This is a genomic window from Streptococcus oralis Uo5 (genome assembly GCF_000253155.1).
In the GTDB taxonomy this organism is placed as follows: Bacteria; Bacillota; Bacilli; order Lactobacillales; family Streptococcaceae; genus Streptococcus; species Streptococcus oralis_L.
Genome location: NC_015291.1, coordinates 343,391 through 369,495, shown reverse-complemented (window position 1 = coordinate 369,495; position 26,105 = coordinate 343,391). Strand labels below are relative to the sequence as shown.

Annotated in this window: 18 protein-coding genes and 1 pseudogene; 5 read left to right on the top strand and 14 right to left on the bottom strand. The window is 40.6% G+C overall.

The genetic code is table 11. From position 1 onward, the window contains the following. The first annotated feature begins 9 nt into the window (after positions 1-9). The 3 genes from SOR_RS01840 to SOR_RS01830 all read left to right on the top strand — a co-directional run bounded on the left by SOR_RS01840 (position 10) and on the right by SOR_RS01830 (position 1,431). Positions 10-420: an HIT family protein gene (locus SOR_RS01840; protein ID WP_001278310.1), complete on the top strand. Its 411-nt coding sequence runs from the start codon at positions 10-12 to the stop codon at positions 418-420. A gap of 9 nt (positions 421-429) precedes the next feature. Then, the gene (locus SOR_RS01835; protein ID WP_000777740.1) at positions 430-708 is read left to right on the top strand and encodes a hypothetical protein; all 279 of its coding nucleotides are present in this window, start codon (positions 430-432) and stop codon (positions 706-708) included. Positions 709-777: 69 nt separating this feature from the next. Continuing rightward, complete coding sequence (locus tag SOR_RS01830; RefSeq protein ID WP_000808554.1) at positions 778-1,431, top strand: hypothetical protein; 654 nt, start codon at positions 778-780, stop codon at positions 1,429-1,431. A 78-nt stretch (positions 1,432-1,509) separates the two neighbouring features. On the opposite strand, the gene dnaJ is transcribed toward SOR_RS01830, so the two are convergent. The 13 genes and pseudogenes from dnaJ to SOR_RS01775 form a co-directional block, all read right to left on the bottom strand. Then, on the bottom strand, positions 1,510-2,646 hold the full coding sequence (dnaJ, locus tag SOR_RS01825) for a molecular chaperone DnaJ (RefSeq protein WP_001066315.1): 1,137 nt from the start codon (positions 2,644-2,646) through the stop codon (positions 1,510-1,512). A gap of 530 nt (positions 2,647-3,176) precedes the next feature. Continuing rightward, on the bottom strand, positions 3,177-5,000 hold the full coding sequence (gene dnaK / locus SOR_RS01820) for a molecular chaperone DnaK (RefSeq protein WP_000034683.1): 1,824 nt from the start codon (positions 4,998-5,000) through the stop codon (positions 3,177-3,179). A 252-nt stretch (positions 5,001-5,252) separates the two neighbouring features. Then, positions 5,253-5,795: a hypothetical protein gene (locus SOR_RS01815; protein WP_000357929.1), complete on the bottom strand. Its 543-nt coding sequence runs from the start codon at positions 5,793-5,795 to the stop codon at positions 5,253-5,255. A 20-nt stretch (positions 5,796-5,815) separates the two neighbouring features. Continuing rightward, positions 5,816-6,331, bottom strand: coding sequence for a nucleotide exchange factor GrpE (gene grpE / locus SOR_RS01810; RefSeq protein ID WP_000046061.1), 516 nt, complete (start codon positions 6,329-6,331; stop codon positions 5,816-5,818). Between the two features lie 26 nt (positions 6,332-6,357). Further along, a complete protein-coding gene (gene hrcA, locus SOR_RS01805; RefSeq protein WP_000255741.1) occupies positions 6,358-7,392 on the bottom strand; it encodes a heat-inducible transcriptional repressor HrcA in 1,035 nt (344 codons plus the stop codon). 160 nt (positions 7,393-7,552) lie between these two features. Next, positions 7,553-7,638: pseudogene (locus SOR_RS10450) on the bottom strand (DUF2812 domain-containing protein); the annotation flags it as partial. Positions 7,639-7,712: 74 nt separating this feature from the next. Then, positions 7,713-10,895 carry an LPXTG-anchored SHIRT domain periscope protein gene (locus SOR_RS01800; protein WP_000871441.1) on the bottom strand — a complete coding sequence of 1,061 codons (3,183 nt, stop codon included), beginning with the start codon at positions 10,893-10,895 and terminating at the stop codon, positions 7,713-7,715. A gap of 359 nt (positions 10,896-11,254) precedes the next feature. Beyond that, positions 11,255-11,479 (bottom strand): LPXTG cell wall anchor domain-containing protein, encoded by a 225-nt coding sequence (locus SOR_RS09905; protein ID WP_232501616.1) that lies wholly within the window; start codon positions 11,477-11,479, stop codon positions 11,255-11,257. Between the two features lie 222 nt (positions 11,480-11,701). Beyond that, positions 11,702-13,048, bottom strand: coding sequence for a type I glutamate--ammonia ligase (gene glnA / locus SOR_RS01795; RefSeq protein WP_001122885.1), 1,347 nt, complete (start codon positions 13,046-13,048; stop codon positions 11,702-11,704). A gap of 36 nt (positions 13,049-13,084) precedes the next feature. Next, positions 13,085-13,441, bottom strand: coding sequence for a transcriptional repressor GlnR (glnR, locus tag SOR_RS01790; protein WP_000664333.1), 357 nt, complete (start codon positions 13,439-13,441; stop codon positions 13,085-13,087). A 76-nt stretch (positions 13,442-13,517) separates the two neighbouring features. Then, positions 13,518-14,045, bottom strand: a complete 528-nt coding sequence (locus SOR_RS01785) for an FUSC family protein (RefSeq protein WP_000119887.1) — start codon at positions 14,043-14,045, stop codon at positions 13,518-13,520. A 133-nt stretch (positions 14,046-14,178) separates the two neighbouring features. After that, complete coding sequence (locus SOR_RS01780; protein WP_000791192.1) at positions 14,179-18,084, bottom strand: antigen I/II family LPXTG-anchored adhesin; 3,906 nt, start codon at positions 18,082-18,084, stop codon at positions 14,179-14,181. Between the two features lie 169 nt (positions 18,085-18,253). Beyond that, on the bottom strand, positions 18,254-19,453 hold the full coding sequence (locus SOR_RS01775; RefSeq protein ID WP_001096778.1) for a phosphoglycerate kinase: 1,200 nt from the start codon (positions 19,451-19,453) through the stop codon (positions 18,254-18,256). 353 nt (positions 19,454-19,806) lie between these two features. Here SOR_RS01775 and SOR_RS01770 point away from each other — a divergent pair, with 353 nt between their 5' ends. Together SOR_RS01770 and SOR_RS01765 are read left to right on the top strand one after the other, a co-directional pair. Next, positions 19,807-20,733 (top strand): helix-turn-helix transcriptional regulator, encoded by a 927-nt coding sequence (locus tag SOR_RS01770; protein ID WP_000764447.1) that lies wholly within the window; start codon positions 19,807-19,809, stop codon positions 20,731-20,733. 84 nt (positions 20,734-20,817) lie between these two features. Continuing rightward, on the top strand, positions 20,818-21,186 hold the full coding sequence (locus tag SOR_RS01765; protein WP_000380113.1) for a nuclear transport factor 2 family protein: 369 nt from the start codon (positions 20,818-20,820) through the stop codon (positions 21,184-21,186). Positions 21,187-21,305: 119 nt separating this feature from the next. Here SOR_RS01765 and SOR_RS01760 read toward each other — a convergent pair whose 3' ends face one another. Then, entirely contained in the window at positions 21,306-25,997 is a 4,692-nt protein-coding gene (locus tag SOR_RS01760) for an endo-beta-N-acetylglucosaminidase (protein WP_000792771.1), read from the bottom strand. Positions 25,998-26,105 lie beyond the last annotated feature (108 nt).

Below are 26,105 nucleotides of genomic sequence, written 5' to 3'. Positions count from 1 at the left end.
GTGGATTTTATGTCAGATTGCATTTTTTGTAAGATTATCGCAGGGGAGATTCCTGCTTCAAAAGTATACGAAGATGAGCAGGTTCTTGCCTTTCTTGATATCTCTCAAGTAACGCCTGGACACACCCTCATTGTACCAAAAGAACATTATCGCAATCTTTTGAAGATGGATGCCACAAGTGCTAGCCAACTCTTTGCCCAAGTGCCAACAGTGGCTCAAAAAGTTATGAAGGCTACCAAGGCTGCCGGAATGAACATCATCGCCAACTGTGAGGAAGTTGCTGGTCAAACAGTCTTTCATACTCACGTGCATCTCGTACCCCGCTACGGTGCAGAAGATGACCTCAAGATTGACTTTATCGCCCACGAACCAGACTTTGACAAACTTGCCCAAGTCGCTGAAACTATTAGAAATGCTTAAGGAGATGCCATGAAACTATCCAATCTATTGCTATTTGCAGGAGCTGCAGCTGGAAGTTATTTTGTCGTGAAAAATCGCCAAGCCATTCAGGATGAAGTGCTAGATACAACTGACCGCGTCGAAGCTATCAAGGATGATTTGGATATCATCCAAAACAGCCTACAAATCATCGACCAACAAAAAGCCCTTATCAAAGAATACCAAAAAGATTTAACCTACAAATTTAAAGTCTTGGAAAAAGATTTCCAAACCAGAATGGCGGTCCTCCAAGAAGAAAAACAAGAATAAGAAAGCCTCCAACTTTCCTTAAATCCATTTTGGGTTACTCGATTCGAACAGAAAAGGGAGGGAATGAAAATGAAACAGTTTTTTAAAGTTCTAGCGAAGGTCATCGCGATCCCTTGTGGTTGCCTCTGCCTGCTTGCAGCCCTAGCATTTCTACTACTTTTCAATCTTTTCAAGGCTTCACCGAGTGACATCCGCGAGGGGAATGAAGCCTTAAAACAAATCTTTATCTCCCTTGACATGCCTCCTAAGAAAGTAGAATCAAATGGACACTACCAATTCGAGGGTGGAGGCTTAAATTTTTATGTGACATTCTCTGATGAAGTTATCAATAGCCACCCCGTCCTAAAAGAAAGTCCTAACCTCACCAAAAACCGACTCGAAGTCTATGTCCTACAGACAGGAGAGATTTCCTACTATAAAGTAGGGGATAACTTGTTCAATCATGGTTTAATACAATTTTTAGAGGAGGAGGGCGAGAAGTATCTTCAAGAAATCGGAAAGAAATTTAATCCCAATTACTCACTTCTCTTTTGGAATAATCAGGAAAGTTTTAAAAAGGGAATCGCATTCTATGAAAAAGCTTTGACTTTGGTGGATATTCAGGATAATTCGGCAATCAAACACATTGATACCGTTACCGTTAAACCTGGTAAAGAAGCGGAAATCAAGCAACTCATCCAGGAGATGGATGCAGCTGGCTTGCTGACTCAAAAGTATAAATAGTAGACTAATTGGAGAGTGATTGCTCGATGCTAAATTTTCCAAGATTATACAAAAAAGAGCCAATCGACTCTTTTTGTTTTATTCTCCTTCAAAGGCATCTTTTATATGGTCAAAGAAGCCTTTTTTCTTTGGATTGACTTTCAAGTCACCTGCAGCTGCGAATTCTTTAAGCGCTGCTTTTTGGCGGTCGTTCAAACCTGTCGGAGTCACGACATTGACAGTAACGTATTGGTCACCAACAGCACCGCCACGAAGGCTCGGTGCTCCCTTGCCACGTAGACGGAATTTCTTGCCAGTCTGAGTTCCTTCTGGGATAACCAATTCAACATCTCCATGAACAGTTGGAATTTCTACAGTATCTCCAAGAGTAGCTTGGACAATATTAAGATTTAACTTGTAGAAAATAGTTGTTCCTTCACGTTCAAACTTATCGCTAGCTTCCACAGAAACTACTACATACAAGTCACCATAAGGTCCACCGTTAAAGCCTGCTTCACCTTGACCAGCTAGGCGAATTTGTTGACCAGTTTCCACACCAGCAGGAATTTTCACATGTACGCTATGAGCTTGTTTTTCATGACCCGTTCCATGACAAGTTGTACATGGATCCTTGATTTCTTTTCCGCGACCATGACAGACATCACAGGTTACTTGGCGACGCATCATACCAAGAGGAGTCTGCGTATCGACATTAATGACACCAGCGCCATGACAGCGTCCACAAGTGACTGGACTTGTCCCTGGTTTAGCACCAGATCCATTACATGTACGACAGCTAGCTTCACGATTGTATTTAACTTCTTTTTCCGTTCCGAAGATAGCTTCTTCAAAGGTCAAGTTCACACGATACTGGAGGTCATCCCCTTGACGAGGAGCGTTTGGATTGCGTGAAGCTCCGCCTCCCCCGAAAAAACTTGAGAAGATATCTTCAAAACCACCGAAGCCACCTGCTCCGTCAAAGCCGCCAAAACCGCCAGCACCACCAAAGCCACCGTTGGCACCTGCAGCACCATACTGATCGTAAGCTGCACGTTTTTGGTCGTCACTCAAAGTCTCATAGGCTTCTTGAACTTCCTTATATTTTTCCTCAGCGCCAGGCTCCTTGTTGATATCTGGGTGATATTTTTTTGAAAGCTTACGATAAGCCTTTTTGATCTCGTCTGCCGAAGCGTTTTTTGACACCCCCAGACGATCATAAAATTCAGTATTGTTCATACAAGATACTAAGAGCGAACAGAAAGCGACTGAAATTTAGGAAACCGACAAGAAATCCTGATTTCTTAGGAGGTTTATCTAATTTCCAAGCTTTCCGCTCGAGTTCAATTACGAACACCCTTATTCCTTTCTGTTAATATTACGGAACGAAACCACGATTTAGGTCGGGTTCAATTCCTTTCTTTTATATTAATGAGACAAAACCCCAACAAATCAGGTTCAGTCCCTTTTTACCGAAAAACAGAGGCTGGTTTGCAACCTCTGGATTTCTTCTTATCATTATTACTTTCTTAACGAGTTAGGCTTAACTAAGTTTCGGCTAAAAACTTCGGAAAAAAGATAAGCTATCTTCTGTGCATCGCATAAGGCGATGGCTTTCTATTTTTCTTTCGTTTTCTTAACGCCTCAACATCTTACCGAATTGAGCACGCCCTAACCTCTTGGTGAAAAAGACAAATCTTTCTAGAAACTAAAGTTTCTGCGTCAGATTTCCTATTTTCACTGTGAGGTTTTAACGGGCTCTTTGCATCTTATTTCTCCGTAAACTCTCCGTCTACGACGTCATCGCCTGCGTTTCCTGTTGCTTGTGCACCTTCTGCTCCTGCTTGAGCTTGTTGGGCTGCTGCGGCTTGTTCATAGAGTTTCACAGCAAGTCCTTGAGCTTTTTCGTTCAATGCTTCAAGTTTTGCTTTCATTTCGTCCAAGTTGTTGTCTTCTTGCGCTTTCTTAAGGTCATCAAGGGCAGCTTGGGCAGCGTCACGTTCTGCATCGAAGCCTTTGCCTTCAGTTTCCTTGATGGTCTTTTCAGTCGCAAAGATAGCTTGGTCTACTTCGTTACGAAGGTCGACTTCTTCTTTACGTTTCTTATCTGCTTCTGCATTTGCTTCTGCATCTTTCATCATGCGGTCGATTTCTTCGTCTGTCAATCCTGAGTTTGATTGGATCACAATCGTTTGTTCTTTTTGAGTTCCAAGATCTTTTGCCTTAACAGACACGATACCGTTCTTGTCGATGTCAAATGTTACTTCGATTTGAGGAATTCCACGAGGAGCAGCTGGGATATCAGTCAATTGGAAACGTCCAAGAGTCTTGTTATCTGCTGCCATTGGGCGTTCACCTTGAAGAACGTGGATATCAACGGCTGGTTGGTTGTCTGCTGCAGTTGAGAAGACTTGTGACTTAGATGTTGGAATCGTAGTGTTGCGATCGATAAGTTTTGTAAATACTCCACCCATTGTTTCGATACCAAGTGACAATGGCGTTACATCAAGAAGGACAACGTCTTTCACATCACCAGTAATGACACCACCTTGGATCGCAGCACCCATAGCAACTACTTCATCAGGGTTTACTGATTTGTTTGGTTCTTTACCAGTTTCAGCTTTCACAGCTTCTACAACGGCTGGGATACGAGTTGAACCACCAACAAGGATAACTTCGTCGATTTCTGACAAGCTCAAACCTGCATCTGAAAGGGCTTGACGAACCGGAACTTTTGTACGTTCTACAAGGTCACGAGTCAAATCGTCAAATTTCGCACGAGTCAAAGTCATTTCCAAGTGAAGAGGTCCAGCTTCACCAGCAGTGATGAATGGCAAGCTGATTTGAGTTGAAGTTACACCAGAAAGGTCTTTCTTCGCTTTTTCTGCGGCATCTTTCAAACGTTGCATTGCCATCTTGTCAGTAGACAAGTCAATACCGTTTTCTTTCTTGAATTCTGCTACCAAGTGGTCGATGATTTTTTGGTCAAAGTCATCACCACCAAGTTTGTTGTCCCCTGCAGTTGACAATACATCAAAGACACCATCACCCAATTCAAGGATAGATACGTCGAATGTACCACCACCAAGGTCAAATACTAAGATTTTTTCTTCTTTGTCAGTCTTGTCCAAACCGTATGCAAGAGCCGCTGCAGTTGGTTCGTTGACGATACGTTCTACTTCAAGACCAGCGATTTTACCAGCGTCTTTTGTTGCTTGACGTTGAGCATCGTTGAAGTAAGCTGGAACTGTGATAACTGCTTTAGTTACTTTCTCACCAAGGTATTCTTCAGCGTAACCTTTCAAGTATTGAAGAATCATAGCTGAGATTTCTTGTGGAGTGTATTCCTTACCGTTAGCAGAAACTTTTTCAGAAGTTCCCATCTTAGATTTGATAGAGATAACTGTATCTGGGTTTGTAACTGCTTGACGTTTTGCGGCATCACCAACGATGATTTCTCCGTTTTTGAATGATACTACAGATGGAGTTGTGCGGTTTCCTTCTGGGTTTGCGATGATTTTGCTTTCAGTTCCTTCAAGAACTGCTACTGCTGAGTTTGTTGTACCTAAGTCAATACCGATAATTTTAGACATGTGTTTTTCTCCTTAAATTTTAATTCGAATTTTGATTTTTTGATATTTCCCTTAAGTGGTGGGGACGTGAGCAACTCCCTTCGGGATTTCATCACTTATTTTTGAGCCTATTGTTTCAAAAATCCCCTGTTTCAGTAGCACACGCTACTGAAACTTTCACCACGGCGGGCAATATCTTTCTTACAAGCCTCCGGCTTGTTTGTTATCTTTCTTCATAGTTTATTGTCGTTTCGGACAAGTCAATGTAGAAAATTAGTTTATATAATCATCCACTTTAACAATATATTCAATTTTATCCCAATGTTTTAAAAGATGTCTTAAATTGTATGCCCAATCTCGACACTCCCTACTAGTATGTATGGATTGAATACATGAATTATTACTCTTTCCATGTTTACCTTTCTGTGCACTAGACAATATTGTGCCCTGATTCCAACTTTTAATTTGTCTTAATTTTCTAATTTCCATTCTACCAACAAGATAATGCCTGAGTCCATCCTCATCTACACTAGAAGTTCTAATGGGAAGATACTTGTGAGTCATCTCCTCAATTAAGTACCTACATAAATTTTTCAATAACCCCCAGATAAGTCGAATAGACGGGAATAATAAAAACCAAACTATCACAAATAGAAAAAATAATCTAGGAATAATAAACCAAAATTTATCTGATAAATCTCCTGCTACTTTATTTATCGGTGGCGATAAATATTTTTCCAACATTTGCCATAGAGCATTAAATTGTTCATTAAACACTTTAATAATAGGGTCAAATAATTCTAAAATTTTATCCAAACAATCAATAATCCTCTCTATTAATTATAAACCACTACCATGGCTGGGCGTAGGATGCGATCATGGAGTTTGTAGCCTTTTTGGAAGACTTGAGCGATGGTGTCTGCTGGGTGTTCATCGTCTGCTGGGAGAGTTTGGATGGCCATATGATAGTTATGGTCAAATTTGCCGTCAGCTGTGATTTCTTCGATTCCTTCTTCTTTCAAAGCGTGATTCAAGCTCTCTTGTACCATCTCCAATCCTTTTTTCACATCGTCTGTCAAACCTTCAACTGCTAGTGCACGTTCTAAGTTGTCAAGCGATGGTAAGATTGCTTTTGCCAGATCTTGGCTACGATAACGTTGCAAGTTTTGACGTTCTTCATTGGCACGGCGTTGAATATTTTGCATTTCTGCATGAGCGCGAAGGTATTTGTTTTCGAACTCATCCGCACGTTCATTTGCCAAGTCCAACTCAGACTTCTCAGGAGTCGCTTCTTCTACTGTTTCAACAACTTCCTCTTCTTTCATTTCTTCGTTCTTTTTATCTTGGGCCATTTTCGCCTCCTTTAATGATTTCAATCTTAATTTACTTCGTAATGATTACTGCTGAGATAGCGGTAAAAATCTGTCAACTTCATTGTCAAAACACGATTGACCACATTGACTTGGTTGACCAATTGCTGGTAATCCAGATTGACCGGACCGATAATCGCTAGAATTCCAAAACCCCGATAAGGAATGAGGAATTTACTGCTAATCACCGCTAGGTCTGCTAGACAAGACTCTTGACTGTCCGCAACACGGACATTTTGCATTTGATCTTCATGCAGACCCTCACGAATCTCCAGAGCCACTTTCTGTGGTTGGTCAAAGAACTGATAGGCTGCTAGATTGGCAAAATTCAAGAGATTGACCTTGCCCGCCACCACAATGTTTTCGTTGAACATTTCTTTAAAAATATGTTCAAAGAGATCCATGACATTGTCCGTAGTTGTGAAGTAACGCTGGATAATCTGCGGAATCTCTGTCCGAATCTTGTAGTGAATATCTAAAACTGTATGACCGAGGAAACGTTCCTGAATAACGCTCTTCAGTTTCAGCAAATCTTCCTGCAAGAAGTTCCTTGGAATCAGAAATTGACTGGTAACCGTTCGGGACTCGTCTAGGGTGAAAACTGCAAGAGCGGTATGTTGTCCTAGAACGACAATATCAAAGGCTGTCAACCGTTGCTTGCTCGGTTCAACATCCAGTGCTACTACCGTGCAGTCACTCAGGTCTGTCAGTAGATTAGCAGCTTCTTGCAGAATATCCTCCAATTTGAAGAACTCCTGATCAAAGGCTTTGACAATCTCGTATACCTCATTTTCAGCCAGTCGGTCAAAAGCCAGCGAGTGTTTCACATAGTACTGAAAACCAGCAACACTTGGCATCCGACCGCTTGAGGTATGAGCCTTCTCAAGCAAACCCTGCTTCTCTAGAGCCGCCATGTCATTACGAATGGTAGCACTGCTAGAGTTAATAGACTCTTGCAGCGCCTTGGATCCGACAGGTTCATGTGTTTTGGTAAAGATGTCAATAATCAGATTTAAAATATCCTGTTGACGTTCTGTAACCATCTCACCACTCCTCTCCGTCAGATCGATTAGCACTCGACACATTCAAGTGCTAATTCATGATTCTATTATACACCCTTAGAAGAGAATGTCAAGACAAAAACTTAAAAAATTAGCACTCTTTTGTCAAGAGTGCTAAAAATCGGTCTGAAGACCTAGAAACTTACTTTTCATCTACTTGGTATTTCCTTTTAAGTCTGAAAAACCATAGATTAGATAAGAAATCAAGCAAGCGTATAAAACGAAAAAGAGAGAACGATTTCTCGTTCTCTCTTCTTAGACTCAGGAATTAAGAATTCAATTTCTTATTTACTAAGAATGGCTTAGTCTTTCTTACGAAGAACAAAAGCTGCTAGGCTTGCAAAGGCAAGACCGATGATTGAAAGAAGACCAGATACTGCAGAGCCTGTGTTTGGTAACAAGCCCTTAGTTTGACTACTTCCTTCTTCTGGTTGGCTATTATTTCCAGAATTTTTATTTGGTGCCGGAGTAAATTCCCAAGTACCGACGAAGTGGGCATCCGCTCCATTGATGGTTTCTGATGCTTTGTCATAGGACTTGAAGCTCCATGTGCCTTCTGCTGTCTTCACTTCCGTTTGACTTGGTTGCGTTGGCGTTACTTGGCTGCCGTCCTTCAAGTCTGTTTGGTCTGATGGAAGCAAGGATTTCACTTCTTGTGGAAGTTCTTTGCCTGGAGTTCCGCTGACAAACTCGTGAACTGCTTTATGAGTCACTGTTGGCGCTGGGGTGAATTCCCATGTGCCTACAAACTTAACATCTGATCCATTAATTGTTTCCGATGTCTTGTCGTAGGACTTGAAGCTCCATGTGCCTTCTGCTGTCTTCACTTCCGTTTGACTTGGTTGCGTTGGCGTTACTTGGCTGCCGTCTTTCAAGTCTGTTTGGTCTGATGGAAGTAAGGATTTCACTTCTTGCGGAAGTTCTTTTCCTGGAGTTCCACTGACAAATTCGTGAACTGCTTTATGAGTCACTGTTGGAGCTGGGCTTGCTGTAAATTCCCATGTACCTACAAACTTAACATCTGATCCATTAATTGTTTCTGATGTATTGTCGTAGGACTTGAAGCTCCATGTGCCTTTATTTCCAGAATTTTTATTTGGTGCTGGGGTAAATTCCCAAGTTCCGACAAAGTGGGCATCCGCTCCATTGATGGTTTCTGAAGTCTTATCGTATGATTTGAAACTCCAGGTACCTTCCGCTGTCTTCACTTCTGTTTGACTTGGTTGCGTTGGTGTTGCTTGACCATTATCTTTCAAGTCTGTTTGGTCTGCTGGAAGTAGGGCTTTCACTTCTTGTGGAAGTTCTTTACCTGGAGTTCCGCTGACAAATTCATGTGTCGCCTTGTAGGTTGGCGCTGGGGTGAATTCCCAAGTACCGATGAAGTGGGCGTCTGCTCCATTGATGGTTTCTGATGCCTTGTCATAGGACTTAAAGCTCCATGTGCCTTCAGTTGTCTTAACTTCTGTTTGACTTGGTTGCGTTGGCGTTGCTTGGCTACCGTCTTTCAAGTCTGTTTGGTCTGCTGGAAGTAGGGCTTTCACTTCTTGTGGAAGTTCTTTACCTGGAGTTCCGCTGACAAATTCATGTGTCGCCTTGTAGGTTGGCGCTGGGGTGAATTCCCAAGTACCGATGAAGTGAGCATCCGCTCCATTAATGGTGTCAGAGGTCTTATCGTATGACTTGAAGCTCCAGGTACCTTCTGCTGTCTTCACTTCTGTTTGACTTGGTTGTGTCGGAGTCGTTTGACTACCGTCTTTCAAGTCTGTTTGGTCTGCTGGAAGCAAGTCTTTTACTTCTTTTGGAAGCTCTTTTCCTGGAGTTCCGCTGACAAATTCATGTGTTGCCTTGTAAGTTGGAGCTGGGGTGAATTCCCAAGTACCGATAAAGTGGGCATCCGCTCCATTGATGGTTTCTGATGACTTGTCATAGGACTTGAAGCTCCAAGTACCTTCTGCTGTCTTCACTTCTGTTTGACTTGGTTGCGTTGGCGTTACTTGACTGCCATTAGGTAAATTCTTTTCTGTTGCTGGAAGCAAGTCTTTCACTTCTTGTGGCAACTCTTTACCTGGAGTTCCACTGACAAATTCATGGTGTTTTTCGTAAAGAAGAGCAGTGCTCACCTGATTAGAAGGAGCTGATAAGTTATCAACATGCAAGGTTACAGTGTTGTTAATTTTTTCAGGACCTTTTTCTTCTACCTTTTTGTTTGTAGTAGTATTATAAGTTACAATAATTTCAGCAGAAGAATTTGCTTTTATGTATTCAGGTGTCATTTTAACAGTAACAGTTTGACCTGATTTCTCGATCGTATAGTCACGTCCTTCTTGCAGAGTCACCCCACCTGATTCAACTTTAAGTTCTTTATAGTCCAAGCGATCATCAAAATTTTGAACCATCTCAATAGATGATGGAGCTGCTAAAAGATCTTTACCTGGAACCGGAATTTTAAAGGTGGCCTTATAAGTTACATCCTGCCCCTCTTTAGCTGGAATCTCTGTAGGATCTACTTCTAGAACAGGGCTCGGATCAAGTTTTTCAATATAGAGACCAAAGACGGCCGAAGCAACCTCTGTTGATGAATAAGCAAAATTCATCCTATTACTATTCGATCGAAGGGCAAAACCAGAGATATTGTTCTCAGAATAGCTACCACTTGTAATCTGAGTCGCAATCCAAGCAGTTCGTTCTCCTTGGTCTTCCTGTTTCAAAACATTGGCATTGTTCATCAGACGAAGATTAACATCATTTTGATAATCTTTAATATAGAAGGTTTCCTTCAAGTTGTTTGCATCCATTGCATCGATATCCGTTGGTTTCATGACCAACTTCAAATCTGTCTCTGAACCATCTGCATAACTCAACTCGGCTGTTACATCAGCATCAATCCAAAATGCTTTATTCATGATGTAATCATGGTTCGCATCTACGTATGGAACATTCCCAATTTCAAAAGCACTACTTTCCCATAATTCAGAAATTGAGAAAAATTCAACCGTAGATTTTTGAGTACTATTCATTTCAGACTCTGCTTGAGCAGTATTAAGATAGTGTAGGGTTACTTTATTGAAATTTAGATAAGCATCTACTTGCTTACCATTAACTGTCCCAATATTTGTGAATTTTAGAGAAAGAGGATTTTCAAAAACTTGATCCTGTTTTTTACTTTTATCTACTTTAAGAGTAAAGTTCTCCATCTCTCCTGGATAGGCACCACCCCAGAGATATTCATAGTGGGGATTCGATAAATGAAACTGATCAACAGCCTGTGATTTAGATAAAACACTAAAATTGTTGATGTTCAAATTAAACTTACGAATATCCAAGGTTGAGATATCCGTTCCATTTTTTATTTCTTCTAAAGCCGCATAAGATTGAAGCGGAAGAAGAAAAATAGAAAAAAGTAAAACGACTAGTCCGAGAAAAGCCTGTTTTTTTCTACTGAAAATAGTAGAAAAAGGCATTCTCATGCGATATTTCCATTTCATAATGTACCTCCAAAACTAAAAATGATTGTTTAATCATTTCAAAAGAAATATTCATCTCATTTTAACACAAAAGGGGGGTAATTAAAAGTAGATTATGATAAAAATTTATTATTTTGTATTTTCAGATTGTCAATTTTCGTGAGAATAATTAAAATATCAAAATTTCAGAACAGGCATTTACACCATGTAAATAGCTGTTTTATAGTTGAACCTATTATCACTCTATGAGTTTCATAACGTACTCAAGCCACACATAAACATTAATACATTTAATTTTTTATAAAAAAGAACCCAAGAATAGATTCTGGGTTCTTTTTAGTATTTCTCGTACAAAAGATACTTTTGTATATTCGAGAGCCTTAGTCCTTCTTACGAACGACTAAACCTACTAGACCGGCGATAAATAAACCAATCATTGAAAGAAGACTGGTAGAAGCTGTACCTGTGCTTGGTAGAACTTTCTGATCTTGGCTTACAGTTTCTTCTTTCTTAGTACTTTCAGCTTGGTTCCCTGTTGTTGCAGTATCATTCTTATTATCGTTGGTTGTTGTAGAGGCTACTTTCTTAGTTCCTACTTCAACGATCTCATCTACTGCTGGAGTGGTGATTGTGTTGGACTTCTCAACACGACCTGTTTCTACTCCGTCTGTATATCAGAATATTCCCATTTGCTATGCATAATTTTAAGTAAGCTAAAGAATTTAAATTACCTATATTCCCTATACTAAAAACAGCATCAAAATACATTTAAAAATTTGCAAAAAAAATAAAAAAGATTGCCCAATCAGACAATCTTTTTTATATTCTTAATATAAGTCAAGATAATTATCAACTTCCCATTGTGAAACGAAGGTCGCATAGCTAGCCCACTCAATACGTTTGGCTTCAAGGAAGCTAGTGTAGATGTGTTCACCTAGGGCAGCCTTAACCACTTCATCTTCAGTCAAAGCTTTCAAGGCGTTATGAAGAGTTGATGGAAGATCAGTGATTCCAGCTTCCTTACGCTCTTCTGCTGTCATGATGTAGATATTTTCTTCGATCGGAGCTGGTGCTTCGATTTTGTTTTCAATACCATGCAAACCAACTTCCAAAAGAACAGCCATAGCGATATATGGGTTTGCCATTGGGTCCACTGAACGCAACTCAAGACGAGTTCCCATACCGCGTGAAGCCGGTACGCGTACAAGTGGCGAACGGTTACGACCAGCCCAAGCAATGTAAACAGGCGCTTCATAACCTGGAACCAAACGTTTGTATGAGTTAACTGTTGGGTTCATGATAGCAGTATAGTTGTAAGCATGCTTGATCAAACCGCCAAGGAAATGGTAGGCCGTTTCAGACAACTGCATTCCTTTTGGATCGTTTGGATCAAAGAAGGCATTATTTCCTTCTGCATCAAACAAGGACATATTACAGTGCATACCTGATCCAGCAATACCAAATTTCGGTTTAGCCATAAAGGTTGCGTAAAGGCCATGTTTGCGAGCAATGGTTTTAACAACGAGTTTAAAGATTTGAATCTTGTCACAGGCACGGAGTACTTCATCATACTTGAAGTCAATTTCATGTTGTCCAACCGCAACCTCGTGGTGACTCGCTTCTACTTCAAATCCCATTTTGGTCAAGACATTCACGATTTCACGACGTGTGTTGTCCGCAAGGTCTGTAGGCGCCAAGTCGAAGTAGCCACCCTTGTCATTTACCTCAAGAGTTGGATCGCCATTTTCATCCAGCTTAAAGAGGAAGAATTCTGGTTCTGGCCCAAGGTTGAAGGATTTGAATCCTACTTCTTCCATATGACGAAGTGCACGCTTGAGGTTGCCACGTGGATCACCTGCAAAAGGTTCGCCTTCTGTTGTATAGACATCACAGATCAGACCTGCAACACTTCCATTTTCATCTCCCCAAGGGAAGACTGTCCATGTGTCCAAGTCTGGATACAAGTACATATCTGATTCATTGATACGTACAAAACCTTCAATAGAAGAGCCATCAAACATGGCTTTATTTGACAAGACCTTATCTAACTGTTCATCTGTAGCAGGAATTTCGACGTTTTTCATGGTTCCCAGAATATCTGAAAACATGAGACGAATAAAGGTAACATTTTTTTCCTTGACTTCACGACGAATATCTGCAGCTGTGATTGGCATGGGTTTTCTCCTTAATATATGACTACTTGCGATTGCCTAACCGCGACCAAAGGGTGACCGTACTGAAGCAAAGCGCCCCTGCTGGAGGAGTTCATTGTGAAGTGCACGACGCACTTCCGTCTGACTCACGGCTTTCTTGGACTTCGCCTCGCGTTCAGCATATTTTTTCTTAATCGCAGCAATATTATGACCTTCAGAGATATAATCTTTGATTTCAAGCAGACGATCCATGTCATTCAAGGAATACATGCGACGGTTCCCTTCGTTTCGATCAGGTTTGATTAACTCTTGATCTTCATAATAACGAATCTGACGCGCCGAGAGATCGGTCAATTTCATAACACTGCCGATAGGAAAAACTGCCATATTTCGGCGAAATTCTCTTTCCTTCATTTACAATTTCCTTCTTCCTGTCTATTATAGTCTAAAAAAAGACAAACGTCAACGAATAATGTCATAAAATGTAACATTATTTTCTTTTTTTCTCCCAAAAGAGTTTCAGTTGCTCAATATCATAATTTACAAGGATTGCGACAAAAACTCCCATAAATGTTTCAAATACACGTGCAAATACGTACAAAAATGTTTCTCCGCTCGGTATTGATAGGGTAATGATCAACATAGCTGCTACGCCACCGATAACTCCTGCCTTATTGTTCATGGCAACATTTGTCATAATGGTTAACATGGTGCAAATTGGAACAACTAGTAAGGTTACCCAAAAGGCTCCATGAAATAAAGTGTTTAAGAGGAAAAAGACAAGGGCGTAAAAACCGCCAATACTATTTCCTAAGATACGCGAAGTTCCAAAATGGACACTCTTATCAAAGCTCTCTCGTAAACTGAAAACCGCTGTCAATGCTCCAATTTGAAGTCCCTTCCAGCCAAAAAAACCAAAAATCAAGAGAACTATAAATACGGCAATCCCTGTTTTGAAGGTTCGCATACCAAGCTTGAACTGTGACTTATCAAATTTATATTTTTTAAAATAACTCATAATCTCAACTTTCTACTACCATTTTAACATAAATTAGTTGATTTTATGAGTGAAAATCAATAGGAAACGTTTTTAATTTAAGGCTATAAAAAAGAGGAAACAGAGTCCCTCTTTTCTATTTAACTGTCAGAGCTTACTTGCTTTCGTCTTCTTTACGCTTCAACTGACCAAGTCCTAAAACTCCTACTAAAGCTGCAAGACCAAGATACGGCATGTAGCTTGAATCATTTGTACCTGTTTGAGGTAGAGTAGGGTTACCTTTTGGATTTGGATTAGGAGTTGTTGGCTCCTCTGGTTTCTTAGGTTCTGGCGTTGTCGTACGAACTGTGTTTGAGGCGTAAGCAACTTTATTCACAGTATTTACATAGGTATTTTCAAAGGTTCCGACAGCAATTCGTTTCATTTGAATATAAGTTTCAGCCTGGAATGGAGAATCCAACTGAATCTCTTGAAGGAATTCTTCCTTGAAGCGAATTGTAATCATTCCCTTATCTTGATCATGTTCAACCTGTGTTTCAGCTGTTAAGTCTGTACCTGCCTTGATAACACGACCGTCTTTCAATCGGATATCAACCTTGGCAAGAACTTTATAGTTTCCAGTGTATTGATCACCTTTTTGGTCATAATCATCTACAAAACTATAGTCATTCAAGTCCTCAGAATGATTTTGCGGGATCAAACCACCAATCAAACGATAATTGAAGTACTGGTTCAACGGAATTGTTTGGCCATCAATATTGTCACTACTTGGATCCATACTGATTGTCACATCTTTTTTCGGTGTGATTTTCGGTACGTTGTTAACAACTACTTCTGTAGCATAGCCATTTCCAAAATCAATTTGGTAGGCTTTGTTTTCATACTTACCACCCGTTTGACCAAATTCAGGTTTAACTGTCATCGGATCTGTGATTAGCAATGATTTTCCTGCTGCTACATAATTCTTGTAGAATTCGGCTGGATTATCAGCTGAGAAGAGTTGGAAAGCACCTTTAACAGTGATGTTTGCTTTCTTCAACAAGTCCTGAACTTTCTTAGGAGCAGCTTCTAAACTATCATATTGTTGAACACTGATACCTGATACAAGGTTGCCCTCTAGATCACGAATCTTAACCAATTCTGGTTGAAGGGTCAAGGCTTCTTCTGGATAATCATCTACATAGTAGAAACCATTTTGAATTGCTTCTTTAGACGATTTATCTCCCTTGTATTGGTCCAAATCCCATGTGAGTTCATAGTAGTTCGTTGAACCAGCTAGAACTTCTTTGCCATCAATATTCACACCTTGCTTGTTCTTGTTAACTTTCAAAGGCTTGATGTAGTTGTTATTTGGATTGTCAGGATCATTTGGTTTACCTGGAGTCGTTACACGAACAATGTTTGACTTAACACCGTAGGCATCGTTGACTGTCAATGTAAAGTTATTCGTATAAGTCGCCCCATCATTCAAGACACGACCAACAACAGTTGGATATAGAGTCTCAAAGGATTTTGTCAAATCTGCATTGAAAGCAGCTAAGGTCTCCTCAGTAGCCTTAAAGGTTACAGTGTGACTAGCTTTGTCATAGCTTGTTTCAAAACCTTTGCTTGCAGCCTTGGTCGCTTCCAAATCAAACTGATAGCCAGTTGGAAGTGGATCTACCAATACAAACGAAGTTGTTTTTGGACGACCAGCTGTCAACGCTTCCGTTTTCAACTCAAACTTCACTACAGACTGCTTAGCAACGAGAGTACGATCGATATCTACTCCATCCTCGTTTTTAATTTCTTTATTAATCTGAGGTTGTGCAAATAGACGATTGTAATGGAAGTGAACTGTTGGCACCGCTGGTGGTGTTGGCAACTGCTTAGGGGTTGGTGCTACAGGCGGAGTTGGCAATGGATCATAATTGGGCTCTTCTGGTTTTGATGGTTCTGGTTGATCTGGAGTCTTAACTGGTGGAGTTGGCTCATTTTCATAGCTTGGTGCTACTGGAGCTGGTTCCAATGGTTTCTCTACTTCATAAGTAGGAGCTTGTGGAGCAGTTGGTTCAACTGGTGGAGTTGGTTTTTCCTTGGTAATTTTCGGAACGTTGACGGCACGAATCTTACCATTGAGTGAGTACCAGATGTTTGGTCTTTTACCTGTATCAACTGCCATAACTGGATCAGAAGGAACTACTAGGATCGCAGAAATAGCACCAACAGTAACATGATTCGTAGGGCCAGACATACTAATAGCTCCAGCACCGTACCAAGAGTTTGGTGCATCTGATGAATCCCAACCTGAACCAGGTTGACCATTTGGATACATAGTCCAACGAGATCCACCTTGGTCTTTTTTAAAGTTCAAGGTTTCTGTGGCATAAATCTTTCCGTCTTTTTCTCCAACAGATGAACCAGAAATTTTAATAAAGTTACCAGTGTAATCCTTAGCCATCTCAATAGAATTATTTTCTCTATTTAGAGACGCTACTGAAAGAAGGGCATTGTCAAAATTAATTGGTTGGTCATTTTCATCATAGAAGGTAAATTCATTTTTAATGAAAATTGAAGTACCTTTTTCAACATCACCAGTGTAAGCAGAAGCAAAGACTCCCAAAGTTGGATCACTAAAGATTCCCAACCAAACTTTCCCACTAGAATTTTGGAATTTTGAAGATGGATCTACAGTATATTTGTAAATAATCTTCGAAATCTTTTTACCATTGTAGTAGGAATTTTGAAGGTTGGTATAAGTCGCAGTTACGCTTTGTCCACGTTCTAGAAGAACTGAGCCCCATTTAACTTCAGTTTTATTCCCTACATTGGTGGTCCAGTCAGATTTGTCTCCAATATTACCATACAATTCCACTGAAGAAGTAGTCGCACCGTTCTCCAAGTTCTTGACATTTAGATTGTCTAACTGAAGATTTTTCTTGCCATATTGTACTGTGTCTTTCTTAAAGGCTTCATCAACTGCTGCTGCTGTAAGAAGTTTTCCTTCTGTTTTAAGGTCCAGTTGAGCATTCGATTCTAAATCATAAACCAAGCTCTGAGCAGATGGCTTAGACAAGTACCCGTCCTGATCCTTGTTTTTTTCAAGTTCTACCAATGCAGCCTTAATTTTGGCCTGCTCATCTTCATATGCCTTTAATTTAGCTGGATACTCTGCTAACTCTTTCTTATACTTGGCAAGGTCTGCTTCATATTTCGCAACTTTAGCTTCATAATCTGTCTTAGCTGCGGCATTCCGTTGCTTGATTTCTTCGTTTTCAGCTTTAAGCGCTTCGTTTTTCGCAGTATTTTCTTTTACTGCTTTATCATAAGCTTCCTTAGCTTCAGCATTAGCTTTTTGTACTCGAGCTAATTCTGTCTGGTAAGCTGAAAGTTTATTTTGATAATCCTGTTGACTATCTTCGTTTGCTTTTTTGACAGTTGCTAAATCTTTTTGATATTGTGCTAGCTTAGCCTCATACTCTGCTTTAGCTGTTGCATTGGCAGTGTTGATTTTTCCAACTTCTTCTTGATGACTTTTTAGATCTTTTTGATACTTGTCATCCGCTGCTTTGTTTTCAGCATTGACTTTATCTGTTTCAGCCTGATGAGCTGCAACTTCTTTTTTATATGCTTCAGTTGTTTTCTTTACTTCTTCAGCCTGTTTAGCATAGTCACTTTTAATCTCATCTTGTTTTTGAGCATTCTCTGTAGCAGTTGTGGCTGTTCCTTTGCCTTTTGTTTCATCTTGAACTACCTTAACTCCTGCAGATTTTGCATCAGCAACTGCTTTATCCAAATCAGCTGATGATACTTCTACTGGTAAAGCTGAGTCTTTAGAACCAGCCTTAGCTTGGCTTTCTTTGGCAACTTGACTCATTTCACCCTGAGCTTCAGGTAGATTTGTAGCTGGGTTTCCTGTAGTAGCTACCTCAACTGTACTTGTACTAGTTGTCTCTGTAACTTCATCAGCAAATACTGCTTTGTCTGCAAAAGCAATCAAAGCAGTTCCTAAAACAGCACCACACAAAGTTTTCGCAACTTTGCTTTTACGAAATCCATAGACTTCTTTTTTATTTTTCATTTTAATCCCTTTCCTTATATGAATTTAGTCGTTACTTCTTATACTAGCACTTTACAAGGCAGGATGCAAATATTTACTCTTTTTTCTTTTTATTTATAGAATAATTCTACATATTTATAAATTAAATTAAAAAGAAGATGGTCACACCATCTTCTTTTAGTTAAACTATTTATTTTTCAGTCAAAGCTGCCAATCCTGGAAGAACTTTACCTTCAAGAAGTTCCATTGATGCTCCACCACCAGTAGAAATCCATGAGAACTTGTCTGCACGGCCAAGGTTGATGGCTGCGGCAGCTGAATCACCACCACCGATGATTGATTTAACACCTGGTTGTTTCACAATAGCGTCCATCACACCGATTGTACCAGCTTGGAAGTCTGGGTTTTCAAATACACCCATAGGTCCGTTCCATACAACTGTTTTCGCACCAGTCAAGGCTTCGTCGAATTTAGCGATTGATTTAGGACCGATATCCAAACCAAGGAAACCTGGATCCACTGCTTCACCTTCAGTGTCTTTTACTTCAGTGTAGTCAGCAAATGCGTTTGCTTCTTTTGAGTCAACTGGCAAGATCAATTTGCCGTTTGCTTTTTCAAGAAGAGCTTTCGCAACATCCAATTTGTCTTCTTCTACAAGTGAGTTACCAATTTCGATACCTTGTGCTTTGTAGAATGTGTAAGTCATCCCACCACCGATAAGAACTTTATCAGCTTTTTCAAGCAAGTTTTCGATAACACCAATCTTGTCAGATACTTTTGAACCACCAAGGATCGCTACGAATGGACGTTCTGGAGCTTCAACTGCTTCTTGGATGTAGGCAATTTCATTTTCAAGAAGGAATCCAGCAACAGCTTTTTCAACGTTTGCTGAGATACCAACGTTAGATGCGTGTGCACGGTGAGCTGTACCGAATGCATCGTTTACGAAGATACCATCTCCAAGTGATGCCCAGTATTTACCAAGTTCAGGATCATTTTTAGATTCTTTCTTGCCGTCAACATCTTCGTAACGAGTGTTTTCAACCAAGAGAACTTGTCCATCTTCAAGAGCGTTGATCGCAGCTTCCAATTCAGCACCACGAGTGACACCTGGAAGGAAAGCAACGTCTTGACCCAATTTAGCTGCCAAGTCAGCAGCTACAGGAGCAAGTGATTTACCAGCTTTGTCTGCTTCTTCTTTTACACGGCCAAGGTGAGAGAAGAGGATAGCACGTCCACCTTGTTCAAGGATGTACTTGATAGTTGGAAGAGCTGCAGTGATACGGTTGTCGTTGGTAATCACGCCATCTTTTACAGGTACGTTGAAGTCAACACGAACGAGAACTTTTTTCCCTTTCAATTCAACGTCTTTAACAGTCAATTTTGCCATTAGATATGACTCCTTCTTTTTTTATACGTGTTAATTATATCACAAAATCAGCAAAAGAGATAGAAAAACCCTAAACTTTTCTTGTTCTTTCTTCTATTTATTAACCTAAAAACCTAGGATTGCAGTGTGGGAAATAGCAATCTTCACATAATTCGGTTGGAATAATTTAGGCAAATTTCTTGATTGCTCTGCCTAATTACTTCTACACTATCCTTTTTCTAAGATTTTAATCCTTAATATTCTAAATTCTACAGTCCTTCTTTTTGAATTGCTAGGCTTCTTATTATACAATATAACTAAAATAGTTTCTTCAGTTTGTGCTATTTGAGATTAAAAGAAGGGGAATTGCTACCATGAAATTAGAAAGACTAATCTATATTTTACTGTCTCTTTTAAATAAGAAGAGAATAACAGCTAAAGAGATTGCAGAGAGGTTTGAAATATCTACTCGAACTGTATATAGAGACATGGATACACTCAGTTTAGCGGGGATCCCAATCTATTCGGAACGTGGAGATAAGGGAGGTTTCTATATACCAAGCGACTATAAGATAGACAGAAACTTTTTCACTGAGGAAGAGAGACAGTTTATCATTAATATGAGCCAAAATGTTAGTAAAATCGTTGGTCATTCAAGTCTTGACAGTATCGAACACAAGCTGTCTTCTCAAGAAATTACAAGAGTAAACAGTCCTTTTTACTTTGATCTCAGTTCCTGGACTCTTAATACAAATTATTTACTAGAAATTGAGGAAGCGATACAAACTGAACAGATGATTTCTTTTTCTTACTATTCGAAAAAACAAGAGAAAAGTCAGCGAACAGTTATTCCATACAGATTGATCTATAAACTGAACGCTTGGTATGTTATCGGTTACTGCTTAGAAAAATTAGATTTTCGCATTTTTAAATTAACTCGAATTCGAGAACTAGAACCAGTGGAGATAAAAGATAAACCATTCGATTATCCACGTTTATCTCAAGAAAAGTTAGAGCTTTTTTTAAATCCCCCAAAACATAAAGTGGAGGGGCAAAGAGAAGAAATCGAACTAGTTTTTACAAGATTTGCACTTCCAAAAATCTACGATTACTTCACGGAAGAAGAAATCAGAGTCGAGGACGAAATAATAAAAGTTCAGGCATTTAGAGCTTTAACTCCTTCATTTTTTGATTTACTCTTAAGCTTTGGTTATCAAGTAAAGGTCGTATCTCCAAGTCACTTACAAAATCTACTGGTCAGTACTCTCAAAAAAAATCTTCAGCAATATGACAACCTGTAGTCATATTTCCTTTTGTATACTCTTAAGTGGGCAAAATATTTCGTGATATTCATCATAGCCCAATTATTTTACAGGAGGTTCCAAATGGATACAAAAACACTTGCAGAAAGCTATTTTACGGCAGTAAATGAGGGAGGCTGGGAAGATTTCGTAGCTGAAAACTTTGATTATGGCATGTGCGATAGTATAGAAATTCGACAAGGACGTGATATTTATTTGCAAGGCGCAGGCCAATTCTATGCTTTGAGCCAGCATCTTGAAGTGAAGCAATTATTTGTTGATGGTCGAACTGTCTCAGCCTTAAATCGCTACCATCTACATTCCCCTCAAGGAAAAGAACTAGAACTGGATGTCGCAGAATTTCTGAAATTCGATGAGTTTGATAAATTAGTTGCATCCAATATTTATTTCGACACCTATCGTTTCCAAAAATTTATTCAAGGAATTGAATAACAAAAATCTAGCTTCAAATTTACTCTTCAATTTTAAAACTAAAAACAAGGTTTGACTGATCTACAGTCAAGCCTTGTTTTTTAGTTGTTATGAGAAATCCCAAGAATTCGTAAATCCGATTAATCTTCTTTTTTCCTTCTAACAAGCAAGTCATAGCCGCTCATTACTCCGAGGAGTCCCAGCGCTACTAGACTAGCATCTGTTTCTGCACCAGTATTTGGAAGTTGAGTTGTTGCCTTTTCAACTTTTGCCGATGCTGCTGAAAGCGCTTGATCCCTTGTTTGTGAGACTTGCTCCTCTTTCGTTCCTACTTCAACAATTTCTGGGATAGCTTCCTTGAGAACTTCAGTTGAACGAAGGCTGCGTTTGCCTTGGGCATCTACTTCTACAAAGCGACGAACTTGGCCTTTAAGAAGGCTTGCATTTGGTCGCTCTTGACGTTCGAAGGCCACTGTATCCTCTTCAATTTCTAGTTTCGGAATTTCTAAAACTAGGTCTTTTATTCCCTCAGCTGGTTGGTTGCTTGATAGAACTTTTGTTCCAACTTCTGTGATTTCTGGGATTGCTTCCTTGACTACCTCAGTCGAACGAAGAGTGCGTTTGCCTTGGGTATCTACTTCTACAAAGCGACGAACTTGACCTTCCGCTCCTGCTTGAACTAGCTGGCGTTGTCCTTTGAGAAGCTCGGCGTTTGGTCGCTCCTGATGTTCAAAGGCTGTTGTTTCAGTTTCAATAACTAGTTCAGGGAGAGCTTCAACCGTTGGAGCCACTTCATTTGGATCCATGCTTCCAACATGATGGCTTTCTTCTGCAGGGGCTAGTTTCTTATTCAACTTTTCTTTCATTTCCGCAAAAGCTTGTGGAGTTGGCATCTCTGAAGCCAACAAAGTTTCTGCTTGTTCAATCAACTCAGCTTTAGGATCTTTTTTACGGATAGATTCGAGCAAACCTTCCAATTCTTCTCTAGCTGTCTGATAACGTTGATTTCCATCCAAGTCTGTCCCTGCTTGTTTCAACTCATTCAAAGCCCGGTTAACTTCTTCTTGGCTAGCATTGTGGTTTTCTGCTACAGCTTTCGCTGCAGTGAGCTTCTCTACTAGTGCTGCTTGTTTGTCCTCGCTAGAGAAGGTGTAGGCAAGGGTTGACTGACGGCCTTGGGCTGCAGTGATTTCTTGTTTGAGGTACTCATCGTTGACAGCTGCTTTTGGAGAAACCAAAACATCAAACTCAGCGATGTGCCCCTTGTAATGCAGGGTCAAGGTTTGACGACCAGTCTTTTGAGCATCGTAGCCCGTTATTTCAACACCTTGATCCATAAAGGCATGACTTTCTTCCGTCTCATCATCATAGAGAACACCGAAGCGACCTTCAGAGAGATCCAGTTGATCTCCTACTAGATAGTCTGTTTTTGGTTTCTTAGTAATATACAAGCCCGCTACTTCTTTTGGTTTTCCTTCATCTTGTCCTGTCACTTGGACTTTCAGATCACCTGACACTGGTAAACCAAGGTATTGAAGTGTTAGGTTTTGTTCCCCTTTTTGATGAGCATCGTATCCAAATACCGTCACACCTGAGTGAGTAAGGTTAATCAGCTCGTCGGCTTGTCCCCCTTCGTATTGAACACGGAGTGTTCCGCCTCTGAGGTCCAGTTTTTCTCCTTCTTTATAAACTGTCTTCTTAGGTCCTTTTTCAAGGCTAACAGATTTAATTTTTCTTTCATCCTGTGGAATCGCTACAGCCAAGGTGTTACTGATTTCTTTGCCAGGTAGTTGAGTACGATAGTAGAGGAGATTTGGTTGTTTGTCAAAGGCCAATGGTGCTGTTGCCAGATCGCCACCAGTTTCAGACTTCAAGGTTGCAATTGGTGTTTGTGAATCAGCCTTGTCGTAAACGGTGATGGTTGCGCCTGCTGGAACATCAGAGAAGCCTAGTTGAACTTGGTGGTTTCCAAGTGAACGAGCAGCTACCTTAGCCATTGGAATATTTTGACTTTCTGTGTCCAAGGTTTCGTACATCTTCCAGTTGTAGATACGAATGGCTTTCCAAGGTGTTCCGTTATCAGATGTGATAACTTTTAGACGCCAGTCTTGCGCGGTGATTGGTTTGTCAAGAGTGATATCTGTAACGTGCGCTTTATTGCCACGGACTTCCTTAGCTAGTTTCCACTCGCCATCTGTATCCTTGTAATAAAGATCAAAGTCCTTGGTATTCATCAGACCATCGTTAACAGACTCACCACCAGCTCCCGCATGATCCATTACCCATCTGACAACACGACGTGGTTGAGTCAAACGAATATCGACACTACCGCTCAATTGTCCTGAAGACCACTTGTCTGACAGACTTGTAATCGTACCGTTCAACATGCCTTCGATGCCTTCCCCACCTTCAGTATTCGGGAAAGTGCTACCAATAACCGTTGCCCCTGGAACAATATTTTCAGCCAAAGGTCTTGGGAGAGTTGTATCCTGAACAGTCATGCCCCAGTTGAATGACGCAGTTGCAGCTTCTGAACGGAGGCCATTTTTACCAACTGCAACGACTTTCAATTCTTGAGTCGTACCAGTCGCATTAGCAGAACGGCTAACTTTTGGCAAGTAGATGGTTGAAGCAGATGAACCTGTCAACAAACGCCAGTTGTCACCGTCTTTTTCGTAGACTTCATAGAAATCTGCGTCTTGGTTACCCGAAAATTGAACCACTGCTTCAGCTTCTTGGGCATTCTTAAGAGATTGCTTCACCACTGAGAGACCTGTAGGTGCTTGTGGCGCTTGGTGATTGTCCGTGATCGTTAATTGTCCTAGGTTGAACTGATAATCTTTTACAGCACCTTCATGTTCGAAGAAGAGTTTAACTGCATAGATGGTTTTACCTGCTAGTGGGCTAAGGTCAATTTCTTCATTTGTCCAGTTATCAGAAAGAGTCAGTTCTTTCCATGCGGCTGCATCCTCAAATTTGTAGTCTGGAGTCGTAGAGAAGGCCATATAAACTTTAGAGCCTTTTCCTCCCTTGTGGGCAACACGAAGTTTGGTTTTCTCAGTTACTTCTAGTTTGGTAGAATACAAATTCACATCTTGGTTCGTCTTACCAGCTACATCACCTGAGAATTTAAGAGAATTTCCGCCATTGTAGGCATCTGTAAAGTCATATTCTGCACGGAGTTTTTCACCCGTTGAAGTCTGCCACCAGCGCCATGTTGGCAAGACACCTGAAACAGAACGGTAGTTCCATTCAGAATCCTTAGAAATTTTGCCGTCTACAAACCACTTTCTACCATGACCTGTATTAAAAGAGGTGGTGAAAGTCCGGCCTACTGCCGGTGTGCGGTCCGCAACTAAATTGGCAATCCCATACCACTCTTTGTCAGCTGGTTTTTGAGCCGTTGGATCTCCTTGGTAACCTGTGAAGAAGATATCCTCGTTCTTGTGGTAGTCTTCACCTGTTTTTCCTAGACTGGTAATCGTATCCGGCGCAAAAAGTCCAAGTGACAAGCGCAACTTACCTTTTTCATCTAAAAGAGCATCCCATTTGACTTTGGTCTTATAAGAACCACCTTGTTGCAATTCCAAGCCTGCAAAGACATCATACTGGCTACGTTCTAGCCATTTTGCCATCTCTACAGAGTGGTCATTTTTTTCCTTGTTCCAGTTGAAGTTAGCAAAGAATTGATCTGCAGGGACCTTGTCTCCTTCTTTTTGCATGAATTGGTAGTTGTAATCACCTAGACCATCCTCGTGGTAACGACCGTATTTGTAGGTCATGGCATCGTACCAAGCATACTTGATTGGATGGTTGACTTTGGCTGCGTATTCTTTTGTATAGAGCATGAATTGGCGCATTTTTTCACCAAGAGGTTCTACCAATTCACCCGTTGTTTCCTGGTTGATGAAATAGCCATCAAAGCCATAGTACTTAGCAAGATCGACGAGTTTTCGTGCGATAGGGAAGGTGCCATCTGCGTCTTGTTTCAAGACAGCTGCAAATTTCTCTTGGTCGGCAATGCTATTTGACCAGTTGAAAAAGAGTGTTCCATAAACGGGAACTCCGTTGCGGTGACCGGCATCAATGACATCTGGAGTTGGAACTAGACCTTCCCAGAAGACCATTGAATCCAAGTATTGCCAGTAATCAAAGGCGTAGGCCTTGAATTCTTCTCCACCAACAGAAGCGTGGTCTTTGGCCTTTGAGTTGGTATTTGCTAGAGCTTGAACCTTGGCTCTTCTGCTTGCTTTTTCGTTAACCAACTGACCTCTATGGCGCTTGGCGAGTTCAACTGAGGAACGATTGATGGGATCATCCTCGCGCGCACCCGGTTCCCATTTCAACAAATCACCCCAAGTATCAAATTTGATTTCTTTTGGTCGGAGACTCTTCTCTTCATTTTTAGGAACGTCTGCTAGACTTGGTTTGTCGGCTTTATTGTCAACCACTTGAGGAGCTTCCTCTGGTTTGACTTCTTCTTTTTCAGTTGGTTGAGCAGGTTTTTCAGCTTTATCCGTCGGAGTTGGCTTCGCTTCTTCTTTTTCATTAACTAGATCCGTTATTGCTGGAGTGTTTTCTGAAATGGGTTGCTCAGCTACTTTGTTTTCAGATTCCTCTAATTGTTTTTCGAGAGCTGCGGTATCTGGATTAGTTGTCTCACTAGTACTTGTAGCTTGAGCGCTCGTGTTTGCGGCTGTTTCAGGGACAGCGACCTGTTCCGCAAGAGCTGGGCTTGCGAACAGAGCTGAACCAATCATCAAGGAACAAGCCCCGATTGACAGCTTACGAATACTGTAACGGCAACGTTTTTCAAAAAATAGATTTTTCATCTTATCCTCCTAATAAAATATAAAGTAAGCGCTTTACTTTTTTGATAAAAAGTAACTGTTCTCAGTACTCACCACCAGAACAGGATCATCTTCATTTTATCCTATATG